This window comes from Rubrobacter tropicus (assembly GCF_011492945.1).
Lineage (GTDB): Bacteria > Actinomycetota > Rubrobacteria > Rubrobacterales > Rubrobacteraceae > Rubrobacter_D > Rubrobacter_D tropicus.
In genome coordinates, this window is the sequence record NZ_CP045119.1 from 2392086 (window position 1) to 2408325 (window position 16240).

At 66.7% G+C, this 16240-nt stretch carries 12 protein-coding genes and 2 pseudogenes; 3 read left to right on the plus strand and 11 right to left on the minus strand.

What is annotated here, in order from left to right; all coding sequences use genetic code 11:
- Nucleotides 1–169: 169 nt before the first annotated feature.
- Both GBA63_RS11945 and GBA63_RS11950 read left to right on the plus strand, forming a co-directional pair.
- A complete protein-coding gene (locus tag GBA63_RS11945; RefSeq protein WP_166176350.1) occupies nucleotides 170–574 on the plus strand; it encodes a DUF4870 domain-containing protein in 405 nt (134 codons plus the stop codon).
- A gap of 240 nt (nucleotides 575–814) precedes the next feature.
- Nucleotides 815–1405 carry an antibiotic biosynthesis monooxygenase gene (locus GBA63_RS11950; RefSeq protein ID WP_207956738.1) on the plus strand — a complete coding sequence of 197 codons (591 nt, stop codon included), beginning with the start codon at nucleotides 815–817 and terminating at the stop codon, nucleotides 1403–1405.
- 228 nt (nucleotides 1406–1633) lie between these two features.
- Here GBA63_RS11950 and GBA63_RS11955 read toward each other — a convergent pair whose 3' ends face one another.
- The 11 genes and pseudogenes from GBA63_RS11955 to GBA63_RS12005 form a co-directional block, all read right to left on the minus strand.
- A complete protein-coding gene (locus GBA63_RS11955; protein ID WP_166176352.1) occupies nucleotides 1634–2128 on the minus strand; it encodes a hypothetical protein in 495 nt (164 codons plus the stop codon).
- Between the two features lie 142 nt (nucleotides 2129–2270).
- Nucleotides 2271–4164 (minus strand): annotated as a pseudogene (locus GBA63_RS11960) (hydantoinase B/oxoprolinase family protein).
- 4 nt (nucleotides 4165–4168) lie between these two features.
- Nucleotides 4169–6220, minus strand: a complete 2052-nt coding sequence (locus tag GBA63_RS11965; RefSeq protein WP_166180115.1) for a hydantoinase/oxoprolinase family protein — start codon at nucleotides 6218–6220, stop codon at nucleotides 4169–4171.
- Nucleotides 6221–6271: 51 nt separating this feature from the next.
- Nucleotides 6272–7150, minus strand: a complete 879-nt coding sequence (locus GBA63_RS11970) for a hydroxymethylglutaryl-CoA lyase (protein ID WP_166176354.1) — start codon at nucleotides 7148–7150, stop codon at nucleotides 6272–6274.
- Nucleotides 7150–8362, minus strand: a pseudogene (locus GBA63_RS24400) (CaiB/BaiF CoA transferase family protein). Before GBA63_RS24400 ends, GBA63_RS11970 begins: the two are co-directional and overlap by 1 nt.
- A complete protein-coding gene (locus GBA63_RS11980) occupies nucleotides 8355–9038 on the minus strand; it encodes a GntR family transcriptional regulator (protein WP_207956741.1) in 684 nt (227 codons plus the stop codon). Before GBA63_RS11980 ends, GBA63_RS24400 begins: the two are co-directional and overlap by 8 nt.
- Before the next feature lie 95 nt (nucleotides 9039–9133).
- Nucleotides 9134–11095, minus strand: a complete 1962-nt coding sequence (locus GBA63_RS11985; protein ID WP_166176358.1) for an ATP-binding protein — start codon at nucleotides 11093–11095, stop codon at nucleotides 9134–9136.
- Nucleotides 11092–11883, minus strand: a complete 792-nt coding sequence (locus tag GBA63_RS11990) for an enoyl-CoA hydratase-related protein (RefSeq protein WP_166176360.1) — start codon at nucleotides 11881–11883, stop codon at nucleotides 11092–11094. The genes GBA63_RS11985 and GBA63_RS11990 overlap by 4 nt, the downstream gene beginning before the upstream one ends.
- A 46-nt stretch (nucleotides 11884–11929) precedes the next feature.
- Entirely contained in the window at nucleotides 11930–12727 is a 798-nt protein-coding gene (gene map / locus GBA63_RS11995) for a type I methionyl aminopeptidase (RefSeq protein ID WP_166176362.1), read from the minus strand.
- Nucleotides 12728–12780: 53 nt separating this feature from the next.
- Entirely contained in the window at nucleotides 12781–14388 is a 1608-nt protein-coding gene (locus tag GBA63_RS12000; RefSeq protein WP_166176364.1) for a carboxyl transferase domain-containing protein, read from the minus strand.
- A gap of 70 nt (nucleotides 14389–14458) precedes the next feature.
- Nucleotides 14459–15646 (minus strand): acyl-CoA dehydrogenase family protein, encoded by a 1188-nt coding sequence (locus tag GBA63_RS12005; protein ID WP_166176366.1) that lies wholly within the window; start codon nucleotides 15644–15646, stop codon nucleotides 14459–14461.
- Between the two features lie 138 nt (nucleotides 15647–15784).
- On the opposite strand from GBA63_RS12005, the gene GBA63_RS12010 reads away from it, so the two are divergent.
- Nucleotides 15785–16048 carry a GlsB/YeaQ/YmgE family stress response membrane protein gene (locus tag GBA63_RS12010; RefSeq protein WP_166176368.1) on the plus strand — a complete coding sequence of 88 codons (264 nt, stop codon included), beginning with the start codon at nucleotides 15785–15787 and terminating at the stop codon, nucleotides 16046–16048.
- Nucleotides 16049–16240 lie beyond the last annotated feature (192 nt).

The window sequence follows — 16240 nt, forward strand, 5'->3', positions numbered from 1 at the left end:
CCAGATTATATATGTTTACTTCGCATATATGTATGCGCGACCGTTGCCCCTCGCTCCCCGGCATTATCCCCCAACGCGGGGCAAAGGAAAAGGTTGCGCCGCCCGCGGGCCGAAACCCGCCATCGTCCCCGTCGTATACGTGGGTGGCGTTCCGAGAGAAGGAGTAGGCGTGGACAGGGACAACTACGGGATCCAGGAGGAGAGGGACCTTCGCGTCCCCCACTCCCCCGGACTGACGAGCCCGGCCGACGAGCGCTCGTGGTCGGCGCTGGCGCATCTGAGCGCGTACCTGAACATCTTCACCGGTTTTCTGGGTCCGGTGGCGGCGTTCGTGGTGTGGCTCGTCTACAGGGAACGTTCGTCTGTGATCGCCCACCACGCGATGCGGGCCGTGATCTACCAGTCCGTCTGGATCGGCGGCCTCTTCATAGGGTGGTCCGTCACCTTCTTCCTTACGGCATTCGTTATAGGCCTCGTGTTCTGGCCCGTCATGATCCTGCTGACCCTCGGCTTCTTTGCCCACGCGTCCTACGAGGCTTACCGGGCTTACACGGACGTTCGTTCCTACCACTGAAACGGTTCGCAAAGAGGTCGGGCCTCTTTGCGAGCTGTCAGCTTTCAGCAAGAGCAAAAAAGCTGATGGCTGAAAGCGGAGGCGAAGCCGGAGCGCGCTGATAGCTGACCGCGCGGATCGCGGTGGCTCAAGGCCACCGCGATCCGCTTTAGACCCGGCGTTTTCAGGCAGCGGGTGGTGATGCGGCCCTCCGCGGGGTTTAATTGTGGCCGGTCCACGACCCCACGGAGAGCGGCCAGCATGGGCGAGATGCACGAGTACGTCGAAAACCCGGAAGACCAGAAGCGGGAGGACCCGCCCGCGACGGGCGTGGCCTCGCGCCGGGTCGAGCCGGGCAGGGAGGAGGAGTTCGAGGCCTGGATCTCCGGCATCCTCGCCGCGGTCAAGGAGTTCCCCGGCTACCTCGGCTCCGACGTCCTGCGCCCGAGCAACTCCGAGGACGACGAGTACAGCATCATCTACCGCTTCGACCACGCCAGCAACCTCGAACGGTGGGAGGCCTCCGACGAGCGCCGCCGCTGGCTGGACAAGGCCGAGCCCCTGGTGCGGGAGCAGACGGTCCGCAGGCTCACCGGGCTCGAGACCTGGTTCACCCTGCCGTCCAAAGAGGGCCAGCCGGCCCCGCCGCGCTACAAGATGGCCGTCGTTACGTGGCTCGCCGTCTTTCCGACGGTCCTCATCATCTTCACCCTCTTCGGCCCGCTCCTGAACCTGCTGCCGACGGTGCTGCGGACGCTCCTCTTCACGCTAACCATGGTCAGCCTCATGACCTACGTTATCATGCCGCGCATGACCCGCCTCTTCTCGTTCTGGCTCTATCCGAAAGAGTAGCGGCCGTCAGCCTAGAGCGGTCAGCGATCAGCCCGCTCCGGCTTCGCCTCCGCTCTCAGAAGTCAGCTGTTTTGCTCTTGGCTGAGAGCTGATGGCTTTGCAAAGATGTTCATACTCTTTGCAAAGCCACTTTGAATCCGTCAGAACGCGGCGCGACACGGCGGTAAGTACTGCGGCCGGATCGACGCCAGAGCTGGCGTCGATCCGGCGGTTACCTATTCTCTTGCGCTAATCGTTCCCAGACGTGAGCGGGCCGGGGACGGCTAGGGGTTTGATCGCGCCTATGGTGTGGGTGCTGGAGCTGAACCCGGGATCCCTGCCCGGGTAGATCTGGAGCTGGCAGGAGATGGCCTCGACGGGGTACTTGTTCTTGAGTAGGGTGCAGACGCCCCGGCTGAGGGTCTCCCAGTAGACGCCTTCCCTGGCGTTGTCGTGCATGTAGTTTATGGCGTCGGTCCTGAGGCTCCGGAAGTCGGGGATCTCGTCCGTCGCTATCCCCGGGTCGTAGCGGTAGTGAAAGAACATGTTTAGCGTCTGCCCTTCGGCCTCGAACCCGTTGACCTGGAACATAAAATCTCGCTTGACCTGGACGACGGCCGGCGGGGCCTGTTCCCGACCGGAAGGGCCGTCCGTCCCCCCCAGGAAAGCAGGTTCCACAAACCGCACCGTCAGGAGCGCCAGCGCTGCGACGGCCACCAACACTACGACGTTCCGTTCCTTCATAAGGCGCATTCTAATCGTCCAACGAAATTCCCGCCTCCCCGGGGAGTTGCTGCTTCGAGCTCCACCAACGTGTCTGTGGCGCCGGGAGCGAGGCGGCGGCCGGAGCCGCCACGTCCGCCGAAGCCTTCGATGTGGGCGTCCGTCACACCTTGCCGTTTCTGGCGGCGCCGAGCTCACCGGAGAGCCACTCATTGAACTCGCGGCGCGTCTCGGCTATGGCGTGGCGCTGCTCTTCGAGCGGGGGCAGGTCGCCGTGGTCGAAGCCGAGGAGTTCGCCGCGTCCGGCCCGGATCTCCCCCCGCTTCGATTCGGTCGCCGCAGCGTCGACGGAGCCATCGTCCCCGACGACCACGCCGTATTCACGCTCGGCTGATTCGGCACTGACGAGGTCCCAGCGCAGGTCCTTGGCAACGGCATCGGGGTCGCGTTCGAGGGGATCGCCGACCCCGCCCGCGCCGGCCGTCTCGAAGACGAGGCGGTCGCCCTCGTAGACTGGCACGTCGCGCACCTTGGACGGCATCTCTACAGTCTCTCCGCTCGATCGGATCAGGGTCTTCCTGGAAGACGCGCCGGGTTTGCCGCCGGCGACGCCGTAGGGGAAGGTGGCCGCCCGGTCGTCCTGGTAGGTGATCGCACCGTCGGCGAGGAAACGATAGACCTTCTTGATCCCGCACCCGCCCCGGAACTGGCCGGCCCCGCAGGAATCCGGTCGCACCGAGTACTCGTCCACGAGCATCGGGTAGTAGGTCTCCATGTACTCTGCGGGGACTGCCATGAACTCGGGCCACCACGAATGCCCGTCCAGCCCGTCCTTGCCCGGTATAGCGGGTATTCCCCCGTACAGAATCTCCATGGTCTGAAACGGCTCGCCGTCTTTCTTGACACCGGAGTAGACGAAGTTCGGGCTCGTGCCGTAGGAGCCGGAGACGTTGAACCCGATGGCCTTCGCGTAGACCGCCCCGAGCACGTCGAAGAGGCGGGCCATTACAACGAGGCGATTAGAGAGCGGAGCCGGCGCCTTGGGGCGGAGGACGGAGCCTTCGGGGATGTTCACGTGGATCACGTCGGCGTAGCCGTCGTTGAAGAGGATGGTCGGGTCGACGGCGGAGATCAGGAAGACCCCGGCGAACATCTGGAACATCTCCTTGTTGAGGAGGAAGTTCACGGGCCCCGGGACCTGATCGTCGGTGCCCGCCCAGTCGAGGTGCAGGCTGTCTCCCTCGCGCCACATCGCGAGCTTGAGCTTTATGGGACCGTTGCCGAGGCCGTCGTCGTCGGTGAAGTCCTCGAACTCGAAGCGCCGTCCTTCCGGGATTAGCTGCCGGATCAGGCCGATAATGCTCGTCCGAGTCCGCGCCAACAACGCGTCGCACGCCTCGAGGTACGTGCCCTTTCCGAACCGGTCGCAGATGTCCTTTACTCTTTGCGCGCCCGCCGCCGTTCCTGCCGCTATGGCCATGACGTCGGCGCGGGTCTCTCGGGGGTGCGGGAGTTGTGGCAGAAGAAGCGGAGGACCTCCTCGTTGAGCTTGCCGCCGTCGTAGAGCTTGACGGGGGCATGCGGACGCCCTCCTCGAAGATCGAACGCGCGTCGATGGGGATGGAGCCCGCGGTGGACCCCCCAACGTCCATCAGGTTGCCCCACTGCAGGGCGTATCCGATGTGATCGCCCGTGTGGAAGATCGGGCGCACAAGCAGGATGTCGGGCAGGTGCGAGGTGCTCCCCTCCATCATGTACGGATCGTTAAGGGCTATGACATCCCCGTCTTTGAGGTCTTCGGCTTTATACGGAGAATTGTCCAGAACGGTGTCGACGGGGCTGCCGAACTGGCCGACGATCATGCGCCCCTTCTTGTCCGCTATGAGGGGGAACTCGTCGGCCTGTTCCCGGATGACGGGGCTAACCGCGGTGGTTACGAGGACGCGGTCCATCTCGTGGCGGATGTTCTTGAGGGCGTTCTCTATGATGTCGAGCGTTACGTGGTCTATATCGTGGTCGCGGACGAAGTCCGGGAGGGTTCCCTCATGCAGCACCATCTCTTTAAGCCTCCTCGATCAGGATGTTCCCGAAACGGTCCACTTCGCCCTTGTAGCCCGGCTCGATGACGGTCGTCGTGTCGTCCTGCACCACGACGGCGGGGCCGGAGATCTCATGCCCCGGCCTGAGTTTGTTCCGGTCGAGAATGGGCGTGTCGACCCAACCGCCGAAATACCCTTGCTCCGTCCGCATCAGTGCGTCCGAAACGTCGCTACCGGCCCCGTTCTTGCTCTCGGAGAGCGTCACGCCCTTTATGGTGCCCCGCCCGATGACCCGCACGGTGGCTATCTCCAGCGGCGAGTCGGGCAGCTCGAAGTTGTAGCGCTGGGTGTGGGCCTCCTCGAAGCGCGTCCGCAGGAACGTCGAGTCTTCGCCGGAGAGCTCGTCGAGCTCGAAGCGGCAGGGGATCTGGATGTTCTGCAGGTAGTAGCGGCAGTCCGCGTACAGGTCGAAGCGCTTCTGGTCTTCGGGGACGCCCTCGCCGTCTAGCCACTCGTTCGCCTGGGAGACGAGCCCCTCCACGGTGGTCTTCAGCTCTCGGGCCGGCGTCTCTTCCGCGGTGCGCAGGTAGGTCTCGGGGAACTCGTTCTGGATGTCCGAGGAGAGGAAGCCGAAGGCGCTCATGACGCCGGGGGTAGGCGGGACGACGACTGGGTGGGACCGGATCAGGCGCCCCAGCGCGCACGCGTGCATCGGACCGGCACCGCCGAACGCGACGAGCCCGAACTCGCGAGGGTCGTGCCCCCGCTCGACGCTGACGACCCGGAGCGCCGCGTGCATGTTCTCGTTGACGATCTCGAGGATCGCCTCCGCGGCCTCCTCCACGCTCATCTTCAGCGGCTTTGCGACCGTCTGCACGGCCTTCCTGGCCGCCTCCTCGTCCAGCTCCAGCGTTCCTCCGAGGGCGACGCCCGGCGGGATGCGGTGAAGCACCACGTTCGCGTCGGTAACCGTCGGGGCCTCGCCGCCGCGGCCGTAGGCGGCAGGGCCGGGGTCCGCGCCTGCGCTCGCCGGTCCCACCTGCAGGGCGCCGCTCGCGGAGAGGAAGGCTATCGAGCCGCCGCCGGCGCCGACGCTGTGGACGTCCGCCGAGGGGACCTTGAAGCGGAAGTAGCCGAGGGAGATCTCGCGCTGCAGCGGCGTCTGGCCGTCCAGGCACAAGGCCACATCCGTGCTCGTCCCGCCCATGTCCAGGGTGAGGATGTCCGGGACCCCGATCTCACGCGCCAGGTACGCCGAGCCCGTAACGCCACCGGAAGGTCCGGACAGGGCGATCTGTATGGGCCGCTCGGCCACGGCCTCCGTGCTCATCGACCCGCCGTCTGAGCGGACTATGGAGAGCCGTCCCCCGAATCGTTTCTCTTTCATGGACGACTCGAACCCGCGCATGTACGTGATCGTGCGCGGCTGCACGGCCGTGTTGACCACCGTCGTCAGCGTCCGCTCGTACTCACCGTACTCCTGCCCGATGTCCGCCGAGATGGAGACCGGCAGGTCCGGGTACGCTTTTCGGGCGACGTCGCGGGCCTTCCGCTCGTGGGCCGGGTTCACGTAAGAGTTGAGAAAGCCGATGGCGAGCGACTCCACGCCACCGTCCACGAGCCTCTCGACGGCCTCGCGCACCTCGTCCTCGTCGAGTTCTGAGATGGCGGAGCCGTCGGCGGTCATCCGTTCGGAGATGCCGATCGTGTCGGTCGGATCGGCGGGCGGGTCGGGTTTCTGGAGGGCCATCCAGCCGTAGAGGGGCCCCGGCGTCCAGGCGCGGGCGAGGTACAGGATCTGCTCGTGCCCCTTCGTCGTCAGGAGCCCCACACGGGAACCAGTGTTCGTCAGGATCATGTTCGTCACCACGGTCGTCCCATGAAAGAGCAACCGCAGGTCCGAAAACCCTATACCGACCTTCTCGCAAGCCCGCTCCATCCCCTCGACGACCCCCCGCGAAGGGTCGTCCGGCGTCGAGAGGACCTTGCCTTCGGTTAGTTCACCCGTTCCCTCATCGAAGACCAGCACGTCCGTGAAAGTTCCCCCGACGTCTACCGCGACGTTGTACATGATCGCTCCCTTCGGTCGCTTAGCGGTCAGCTATCAGCGCTGATAGCTGACCGCTCAAAAATTCCCCGCTTTGTAGACCTGTCCCGGCAGTTCCTTCCCGAGTCGCTCCGCCAACCACTCGGCCACGCCGATCAACGACTCTAGATCGATCCCCGTCTCGTGCCCCATCCCGTGCAGCAGGTAGACGAGGTCTTCGGTGGCAATGTTGCCCGTCGCGCGTGGGGCGAATGGGCAGCCGCCGGTTCCGCCGACGGAGGCGTCGAGGACCCTCGCCCCGCTCTCGACGGCCGCCGCCGCGTTAGCGATACCCGTGTTGCGGGTGTCGTGGAAGTGGCAGCCGGCGGTTACGCCCATCTGCGCGACCCCGGCGACGAGATCCCGCACCTGGGTCGGAACGCCGACCCCGATGGTGTCGGCCAGGACTACTTCGTCGGGGTGCGCTTCGGAGACCTTTTCGGCTATCTTCAGGACGTGAGCGGGCTCGACCTTTCCCTCGAACGGGTCGCCGAAGGCGGCGGAGAGCGTTATGGAGACCCGGACGCCGTCGAGCCGCGCCCGCTCCACGAGCCTACCCGCGAGGGCCGTGGCTTCTTCCACGGTGGTGTTCTGGTTCTTTCTGGCGAAGGTCTCCGTGACCGGGAAGGCGTAGCGGACCTCGTCAACCCCGGCCTCCACAGCACGCTCGTATCCCCTCTCGTTCAGCACCAGCCCCGCGTAGACGGTGCCCTCGTGGCGGTCGAGGCCGTTCATGACCTCTTCCGCGCCGGCCATCTGCGGGACGCGCTTCGGGTTTACGAAGCTCGCGGCCTCGACGCGCGGGAGGCCTGCGGCGGAGAGCCGGTCGCAGAGTTCGGCCCGGGTCTCGGGCGTCAGGATCTTCTTCTCGTTCTGGAGGCCGTCTCGGGGGCCGACGTCCACGATCTCGACGTACACTAGACGACGCCTCCGGCGCGCAACTTCTCGCGTTCTTCGTCGTTTAGCCCGAGCAGCCCGCCGTAGATTTCGTCGTTGTGCTGGCCGAGGGCCGGGCCCGTCCAGCGGACCTCGCCGGGGGTCTCCGTGAGGCGCGGGACGACGTTCTGCATCGGGAACGGCCCGATCTCGGGGTCCTCCACCTCGACGATGTTCTCCCGCGCGGCGTAGTGCGGGTCCTCGACCATGTCCGCCGCCGTGAAGACCTTGCCCGCCGGAACACCGGCCTCGGCCATCGCTTCCAGGACCTGGTCTCCGCTGCGCTCCTTCGTCCAGGTGGAGATCCTGGCATCCAGCTCCTCCATGTTCTCGCCCCTGGCGTGGTGAGTCGCGTACTTCTCGTCCTCGGCCCACTCGGGATGGCCGACGGCTTTCGCGAGCCGCCTGAAGACGTTGTCCGCGTTGCCGGCTATGAGGACGTAGTCCTCGTCCTTTGTGGGGTAGATGTTCGACGGCGCCACGAAGGGCAGGACGGTGCCGGTGCGACCCCTCGTGTGGCCCGTCAGGACGTGCTCGGGGATGGTGCTCTCCATGAGGGCGAGCACGGCCTCGTAGATCCCGACGTCGACCACCTGCCCCCGCCCCGAATGCGCCTCGCGGTGGTAGAGGGCGGTCAGAGCGCCCAGGGCGCCGAAGGTGGCGGCCAGGGAGTCGCCCAACGACACGCCGGTTCGGGGTGGGCCTGATCCGGGAAACCCGTAACGTGCCGGATCCCCCCATGGCCTCCCCGATAGACCCGAACCCCGCCTGCTCCCTGTACGGCCCCGTCTGCCCGAACCCGGAGACCCTGACCATGACGAGGCCCGGGTTCGTAGCCGCCAGATCTCCGTACCCGAGCCCCCACTTCTCCATGGTGCCCGGCCTGAAGTTCTCGACGAGCACGTCCGCCTCGGCGATTAGCCTGCGCGCGAGCTCCTGCCCCTCTTCTTCCCTGAGGTTCAGCGTGACGCTCTTCTTGTTGCGGGCGATGATGGGCCACCAGAGGGTCCGCCCCTCCTTCCGATGGCGGCCCCACTCGCGCATCGGGTCGCCCTTGCCCGGCGCCTCGACTTTGATCACCTCGGCGCCGAAGTCTCCCAGAAGCTGGCCGCAGAAGGGTCCGGCGAGAAGGCTGCCCATCTCGACGACGCGCAGCCCTTCGAGCGGGCGCCCGCCGTTTGACCCCTCATCCATCCGCGTCCTCCTCCAGCGCCCTTATGACGAAGTCCCGGCCCTCGTAGACGTGCTCGCGCATGACGATCTCGGCCCGCTCGGCGTCGCCGGCCTCCAAAGCGCCCGCGATCTGGCGGTGGTAGTGGTTTGAGATCACGTGCTCGTGGGGCGTGTACCAGTAGAAGGCCTTGAAGACGAGCGGCACCTGAACCGTGCGCTGGATGAGCTGCTCCAGGCGCGGGTTGCGGCCCGCGGCGGCGATGATCCCGTGAAACTCCCCGTTCGCCCCGACGAGCCACCGGATCTCCTCCTCGTGGCTCAGGAACTGCCCGCGATCCTGCCGCTCCATTTGCCCGGCAAGATCCCAGAGTCTGTCTAGCTCTTCCCTGTTTATGCGGCTGGCCGCCCGCCGCGCCGCGTGCCCTTCGAGAACGGCGCGCAGATCGTAGATCTCCCACACGTCCTGCACGCTGAACGAACGGACCGCAGCCCCCTTGTTCGGCTCGATCTCGACGAGCCCCTCCGCCTCCAACATGGTCAAGGCCTGCCGGATGGGCGTCCTGCTTACCCTCAACCTCTCCGCGAGCTGCTCCTCGACCAACCGCTCGTTCGGAGCGTACTCCCCCTCCAGAATAGAACGCCGCAGAGTCTCGAAGACCCGCGAGGGCCCCGAACTCCTCTGGCTCTTCCTCACCACCCCGAAAGCACCATGATCGTCTCGCTCCCTTTTGTATACAATCTAGTGACCTCCGGCTTTTGTGTCAAGTGTTGTTTTCGGAATCTCTGGCATAGTCATTCTTCAAGCCCGACGAGAACGGCGCCGCCCGGCGCGAGCGAGCCCTCTTTGTAGGGGAGGGATTTGACCCGCCCGGCGTGCGGGGCGGTGAAGGGTTGCTCCATCTTCATGGCTTCGAGGACCAGCAGGAGTTGCCCCTCCTCGACCTCGTCGCCGACCGAGACCAGAACCCGTACCACCGTGCCTGGCATGGGGGCGACGAGGCCGGCGGCGGTAGTCCCAGAGGCCGAGTCCTCCACGCCCGGAGGCCCGGGCTTCCCGAAAGGATAGGTCTCTCCGCCGTACGAAACGAAGATCATCCCATCCTCAGCGGAAACGCGGGCGGAGACGGGCGAATCATCGATCACCACGCGCAGGTCCGGCGGCCCGGCGTGACGTACGTCCACGACGGTTTCGTTGCCGTCGAGGCGCAGCAGGAGCCGTTTGCCACCGGCCCGTTCGGCGAGGACTTCGTGGGTGTGTGGTCCCGCCGCGTAGCGCAGGCGGGTCGCGCCGAGGAGGCGCCAGGGTCCGGCCGAGAAGGGATCTGTGGAGGTGGGCGGGCGCGAGAGTTCCGCGGCGGCGGCCAGAAGTAGGGCTTCGCGGGGAATGGGTTTATTGGCCGGCGGTTCTGATAGGCGGTGCCTCTCCAGAAAGCCGGTCGTCGTCTCGCCGGCGGCGAAGGCCGGGTGGGCTGCGATGCGGCGCAGGAGCGGGAGGTTGGTGGTGGGACCGGAGACCTCGTAGTCGGCCAGGGATGAGCGGAGGCGGCGGACGGCCGTGGGACGGTCGGGGGCCCAGACGATCAGCTTCGCGAGCATCGGGTCGTAGTCGAGGGGGACCTCGTCGCCGGGCGCGACGCCCGCGTCGTTGCGGACGCCGGGGCCTTGGGGCGGGTTGAAATCCAGCAGCCGGCCGCCCGACGGGAGGCCGTTCTCGTCTTCGGCGTAGAGGCGGACCTCGATGGCGCTGCCGCGGGGGGAGATCTCCGCCTGCGGGATCGGGAGCTTCTCTCCGGCGGCGACCGCCAGCTGGAGGTGGACGAGATCGAGGCCCGTCACCAGTTCCGTTACCGGGTGCTCCACCTGCAGGCGGGCGTTCATCTCCAGGAAGTAGAAGTCGTCGCCGGCTTCGCCCCTCTGGAGCAGGAACTCGACCGTGCCCGCGTTGCGGTAGCCGGCCTCCCGGGCCAGGCGGACGGCGGCCGCGCAGATCTCGGCCCTGAGTTCCGGGTCGAGGGCCGGGGACGGGGCCTCCTCGACCACCTTCTGATGGCGGCGTTGGATCGAGCACTCCCTCTCGCCGAGGTGGAGGACGTTGCCGTACCCGTCCCCGACCACCTGCACCTCGACGTGCCTGGGGTCCTGTATGAGCTTCTCCAGGAACACTGACCCATCGCCGAAGGCTGCTTCGGCCTCCCTGCTCGCCCCCCGGACGGCCTCCGCGAAGTCCTCCGGCCGGGAGACGGCCCGCATCCCGCGCCCGCCGCCGCCCGCGCTCGCCTTTACGAGGACCGGGTAGCCGATGTTTTCGGCCTCCTCCGCGAGCCTCTGCTCGTCAGCCCCTTCCCCATCGAACCCCGGCACCGTCGGGACGTCGGCCCGGCGCGCGAGCTCCTTTGCCCGAACCTTGTCCCCTACGAGGTCCATCGCCTCCGGAGAGGGCCCGACCCATACGGCGCCCGCCCCCTCTGCGGCCCGCGCGAAGGCGGCGCTCTCGGCGAGAAACCCGTACCCCGGGTGGACGGCCTCGGCCCCGCATTCGCGGATAACGGAGACCATGCTATCGACGTTCAGGTAGCTCTCCGCGGCCGGGGCGGGGCCGACGTGGTGCGCCTCGTCGGCCAGGCGGCGGTGCAGGGCCTCGGCGTCGGCGGTAGAGTAGACGGCCACGCTCCTGACGCCGAGCTCGCGGCAGGCCCGGATTATGCGGACGGCTATCTCGCCCCGGTTGGCGATGAGGAGCTTTCCGAAGCTCACGGCGTCCCTCTCCAGCGTGGTTCGCGCTTCTCCAGGAAGGCGGACAATCCCTCCTGCCCCTCCTCGCCGGTACGAAGTTCGGAGATCACGCGCGACATCAGGCCGGGCGCGTCCATCGGCTCCAGGCTCTCCAGTTGCCGCAAAAGGGCCTTTACGGACGCCTGGGCGTGGGGGCCTCCCGCCAGCAGTTCTCCGACCTTCCCCTCGACGGCGGCGTCGAGCTCTTGTGGTGCGACCGACTCGTGGACGAGCCCGATCTCGCGCGCCCGCGCCGCGTCGAAGCGTTCCCCGGTCAGGAAAAGGGAGCGGGCGTGGGAGGCTCCTATCTTGCGCGCCACGAACGGGGCTATGGTGGCGGGCGCGATCCCAAGCCTCACCTCCGAGAACGCGAACCGCGTCCGCTCCTCGGCCACCACGACGTCGGCGGCCGCCACAAGCCCCGCCCCGCCGCCCATCGCCGCGCCCCGGACCTTCGCGATCACCGGCTTCGGACACTCGTCCACGGCCCGAAACATTGCCCCGAGCATTCGGGCGTCCTCCAGGTTCTCCTCGTATGAGAGGCCGGCCGTGTCCCGCATGTACCCGATATCCGCCCCGGCGCAGAACGAGCGCCCCTCTCCCGACAGGACCACCACGCGCGCTCGCTCGCTCTCGGAGAGGTCATCGAAGCAGCGTGTAAGTTCCCGGATCAGGCCCTTGTTCAGCGCGTTGTGCGAGTCCGGCCTGTTCAGGGATACGGTCGTGACGGCCCCCGCGCTAGTTACCTTCAAGTGCTCGTACTCTCGCATCGTCTCCTCCCTACCAGCTACTCCGTCTGGCGACGTATGTCCGGTTTCACGCGGTCGCCTGGACCTCTCTGATGTAGCGGTGCCAGGGCGTCAGGACCTCGCACCCGCCGGCGGTCACGGCGACCGTGTGCTCGTACTGGGCAGAGAGCGACCCGTCGGCGGTGGCGACGGTCCAGCCGTCTCCGAGGAACCTTATCTCCGGGGACCCTTCGTTCAGCATCGGCTCGATAGTAAAGGTCATGCCTTCCCGCAGGCGAAGGCCGCGCCCGCGGCGCCCGAAATGGTTTACGTGCGGCTCCTCGTGCAGCTTTCTCCCAACGCCGTGCCCGCCGAGTTCCCTCACCACCCCGTACCCGTGCCGCTCCGCCAGCTCTTGAATAGCCGCCCCGACGTCCCCGAGCCGCGCGCCGGGCCTCACCTCGGCGACACCCGCCTCCAGGCACTCCCTGGCGACGCCAAGCAGCCTTCCCGCCCGCGGCGACGCTTCACCGACGGCGTACGTGTAGCAGGCGTCGCCCATCCAGCCGTCGAGCAGGGCCCCGACGTCGATGCCGACGACGTCCCCGTTACGCAGCCGCCTGGGGGACGGGATACCGTGCACCACCTGCTCGTTCACCGAGGCGCAGACGGTACCGGGAAAGGGCGGAACCGAAGGAGACGGCCGGTAGCCCTCGTACGGCGACACGGCGCCGTGCGAAGCCAGGAACTCCCCCACGACCCGGTCGAGTTCATCCAGCCGGACGCCCGTACGGACGAGAGGCCGCAGCATCCCGAGAGCCCGGGCGACCAGGTCCCCCGCGCGCCTCATGCCCTCGATCTCCCGCCCACTACGCAGAGTCACCATATCTTCCGGGCACCTTCCTGAAGCCTGTAGCCTGAAACCTGAAGCCTAAAAACTCACATCCTGAAAATGCCGAACCTGGTCACTTCGGGCGGCGCGTTCGCGGCGGCGGAGAGGCCGAGGGCGAGGACCATGCGGGTGTCGAGCGGGTCAACGACGCCGTCGTCCCAGAGGCGGGCGGTGGAGTGGTAGGGGTTGCCTTCCAGTTCGTACTTTTCGAGGATCGGACGCCGGAACTCGTCGCGCTCCTCATCGGTCATCTCCTTGCCCTCGCGTCTGAAGTTGTCTTCCTGAACCGTAAGGAGCACGTTCGCCGCCTGCTGGCCGCCCATGACGCTGATGCGGGCGTTCGGCCACATCCAGAGGAAGCGGGGCCCGTAGGCCCGGCCGCACATGCCGTAGTTGCCGGCGCCGAAAGAGCCGCCTATCACGACCGTGAACTTCGGGACGCCCGCGTTGGCGACCGCCATAACCAGTTTCGCCCCGTCCTTGGCGATGCCGCCCGCCTCGTACTCCTTACCGACCATGAACCCCGTGATGTTCTGCAAAAAGACGAGCGGTATGCCCCTGGAGCAGCACAGCTCCACAAAGTGTGCGCCTTTCAGCGCGCTCTCGGAGAACAGGATGCCGTTGTTTGCGACGATACCCACCGGGTGGCCCATGATCCTGGCGAAGCCGCAGACGAGCGTCTCGCCGTAGAGCGGCTTGAACTCGTGCAGGCGGCTGCCGTCCACGACGCGGCCTATGACTTCCCGAACGTCGTACCCGCGGCGGTAGTCGACGGGAACCACGCCGTAGAGCTCGGAAGGGTCGTGGGCCGGCTCCTCCGGCTCTTCGACCGTCCAGGGGGTCCTTTTCTCCCGGTTCAGGTTCTCGACGATCTGGCGCACGATGGCTACGGCGTGCTCGTCGTTCTCCGCGAAGTGGTCCGCCACGCCAGAACTTCTGGTGTGCACGTCCGCCCCGCCCAGCTCTTCGGCCGTCACCTCCTCGCCGGTGGCCGCCTTCACGAGCGGGGGTCCGCCCAGGAAGATCGTACCCGTCCCCTTCACTATGACGACCTCGTCGCTCATCGCCGGCACGTAGGCCCCGCCGGCGGTACAGGAGCCCATGACCGCCGAGATCTGGGGTATCCCGGCGGCGCTCATCCTCGCCTGGTTGTAGAAGATGCGCCCGAAGTGGTCCCTGTCGGGGAAGACCTCGTCCTGCAGCGGCAGGAAGGCCCCGCCCGAGTCGACCAGGTACACGCAAGGCAGGTGGTTCTGTTCGGCGACCTCCTGCGCCCTGAGGTGCTTTTTTACCGTGATCGGATAGTACGTCCCGCCCTTCACCGTCGCGTCGTTCGCCACGACGACGACCTCCCGCCCCGAAACGCGCCCCACGCCGGTCACCAGGCCGGCGGCCGGCACCCGGCCGTCGTACATCCCGTGGGCGGCGAGCGGGGAGAGTTCCAGGAAGGCGGTCCCGGGGTCCAGAAGGAGGTCCACGCGATCGCGCACCGGCAGCTTGCCCCGGTCTTCGTGGCGCGACCGGGCTTTCTCTCCGCCTCCTCGGCGAGCTTCGGCGGAACGGTTACGAAGGTCTTCCAGGAGTCCTTCAAAGGCTTCGGCGTTCTCGCGGTAGGCGTCGCCGCGCGGGTCCACGTGAGTCCCGAGCTTCGTCATGCTCCACTTTGCGCGCGGGCGAGGTGCATCCGTCCATGGTATCCGCGCCGGATACCGGGCGCCACCGCGTCTACTGCGCCGTCAGCTTCGTCTTGACCTCTTCGGGGCTCTCGGTCAGGAGGGAGCGGGCTATGATCTGGCGGTTGATCTCGCTGGTTCCCTCACCTATCTCGTTGATCTTGACCTGCCGCCAGTACCTCGCCACCGCGCTCCCCTCCATGAACCCCTCCCCGCCCCAGATCTGCACGGCCTGATCCGCGGCCCGCTTCGCGGTCTCCGAGGCAAAGACCTTCGCCATGCTCGCCTCACGCCCGAAGGGTCTTCCCTGATCCTTCATCCACGCGGCCTTGAGAACCATGTTCCTGGCGATCTCGACCTCCATCGCCATGTCGGCCAGCTTGAACTGGATCGCCTGGAACTCGGCTATCGCCCTGCCGAACTGATGCCGCTCCTTCGCCCGCGACAGCGCCTCGTCGAGGCAAGCCTGCGCCAACCCCACGGACAACGCTCCGACCGCCACCCGGCCCGCGTCGAGGGTCTGGAGAAACTGGGAGAAGCCGCGTCCGCGTTCGCCGAGGGTGTTCTCTTCCGGCACGCGGCAGCCCTCGAAGTAGAGCTGGCGCTGGTCCGAGGCCCGCCAGCCGAGCTTCTCGTAGCCGGGGCCGCGGGAGAAACCGGGGGTGCTTTGGGGGAGGATGATGGCGGTGAGCTCGGGCTTGCCGTTCTCGCGCAGGCCCGTTCTGGCGATGGCCGTGACGCCCGCCGTGATGTCCGTACCGCCGTTCGTGATCCACTTCTTCGACCCGTTCACGACCCACTCGCCGCCCTCGATCTCGGCCGTCGTCTCCGTCCCGCCGGCGTCCGTCCCGGCGTTCTCCTCCGTCAAGCCGAACGCCCAGAGGCTCTCGCCCGAGGCGCAAGGGGCGAGGTACCTCTCCTTCTGCTCGGGCGTTCCGTAGGCCGCGAGCGGGGCGCAGCCCAGGGAGATGTGGGCCTCCATGGTGATGCCGACGGAAGTGTCGGCCCGGGAGATCTCCTCCAGCGCCAGGTTGTACCCCACGAAGTCCCCTCCGGAGCCGCCGTACTCCTCCGGCAGCGTCAGGCCCATGAGGCCGAGCCGGGCCATCTCGGCGACGATGTCGTATGGAAATTTCTGCTCGCGGTCGAGCTGGGCGGCGCGGGGCGCTATCTCGGTCCGGGCGAAATCCCTCGCCAGGTCTCGCCAGCGAAGCTGCCCTTCTGTGGGATCGAAGTTCATGGTCCTCCTCTTCCCTGGTGCGCACCGAATAATAGCAGCGGCTCCTGCGGACCGGCGTAACCAAACGTTAGTCCAGCCGTACTAAAGGGTAGTAACGTCCTGGACCGCAAGTAGTCAAGATACAGGAGGTAGAAGACAATGGGCGCAATCCTAGGCGCTATCATCATAGGCGGCATCGCTGGCGCGCTGGCAAAACTAATTATGCCCGGCGACGATCCGGGTGGCATCATAGTGACCATTTTGATCGGGATAGCGGGGGCATTCGTCGGGAGCTTCATCACGGTCAACCTTCTTGGTATGGGCGGCGGTGGGTTCATCTGGTCGATCATCGTGGCCACCATTGGCGCGATCATTCTCCTAGCGATCTACCGTCTGATCGTGGGCCGCAGAACCGCGAGGTAGTTAAACCGCAGCACTATCTGGGGGCCGGAGCCGAATGGTTCCGGCCCTTGCTGTGCCTGAGACACTTCCGCGCGGCGGACGCTGGTCGCGCTATCTTGACGCTGGGAAGATCGGTCGCGAGAGGGACTGGTGCCGGATGGCTTCGGCTCGTGAGGCCACGTTCGGGTTGCTCCTGTCGCCCGGCATGACCAG

What these genes read in the sequence shown, in the direction of transcription:
- GBA63_RS12010 (WP_166176368.1), top strand. Translation starts at nt 15,785, where the DNA reads ATGGGCGCAATCCTAGGCGCTATCATCATAGGCGGCATCGCTGGCGCG.
- GBA63_RS12000 (WP_166176364.1), bottom strand. Translation starts at nt 14,388, where the DNA reads ATGACGAAGCTCGGGACTCACGTGGACCCGCGCGGCGACGCCTACCGC.
- GBA63_RS12005 (WP_166176366.1), bottom strand. Translation starts at nt 15,646, where the DNA reads ATGAACTTCGATCCCACAGAAGGGCAGCTTCGCTGGCGAGACCTGGCG.
- GBA63_RS11990 (WP_166176360.1), bottom strand. Translation starts at nt 11,883, where the DNA reads ATGCGAGAGTACGAGCACTTGAAGGTAACTAGCGCGGGGGCCGTCACG.
- map (WP_166176362.1), bottom strand. Translation starts at nt 12,727, where the DNA reads ATGGTGACTCTGCGTAGTGGGCGGGAGATCGAGGGCATGAGGCGCGCG.
- GBA63_RS11950 (WP_207956738.1), top strand. Translation starts at nt 815, where the DNA reads ATGGGCGAGATGCACGAGTACGTCGAAAACCCGGAAGACCAGAAGCGG.
- GBA63_RS11955 (WP_166176352.1), bottom strand. Translation starts at nt 2,128, where the DNA reads ATGAAGGAACGGAACGTCGTAGTGTTGGTGGCCGTCGCAGCGCTGGCG.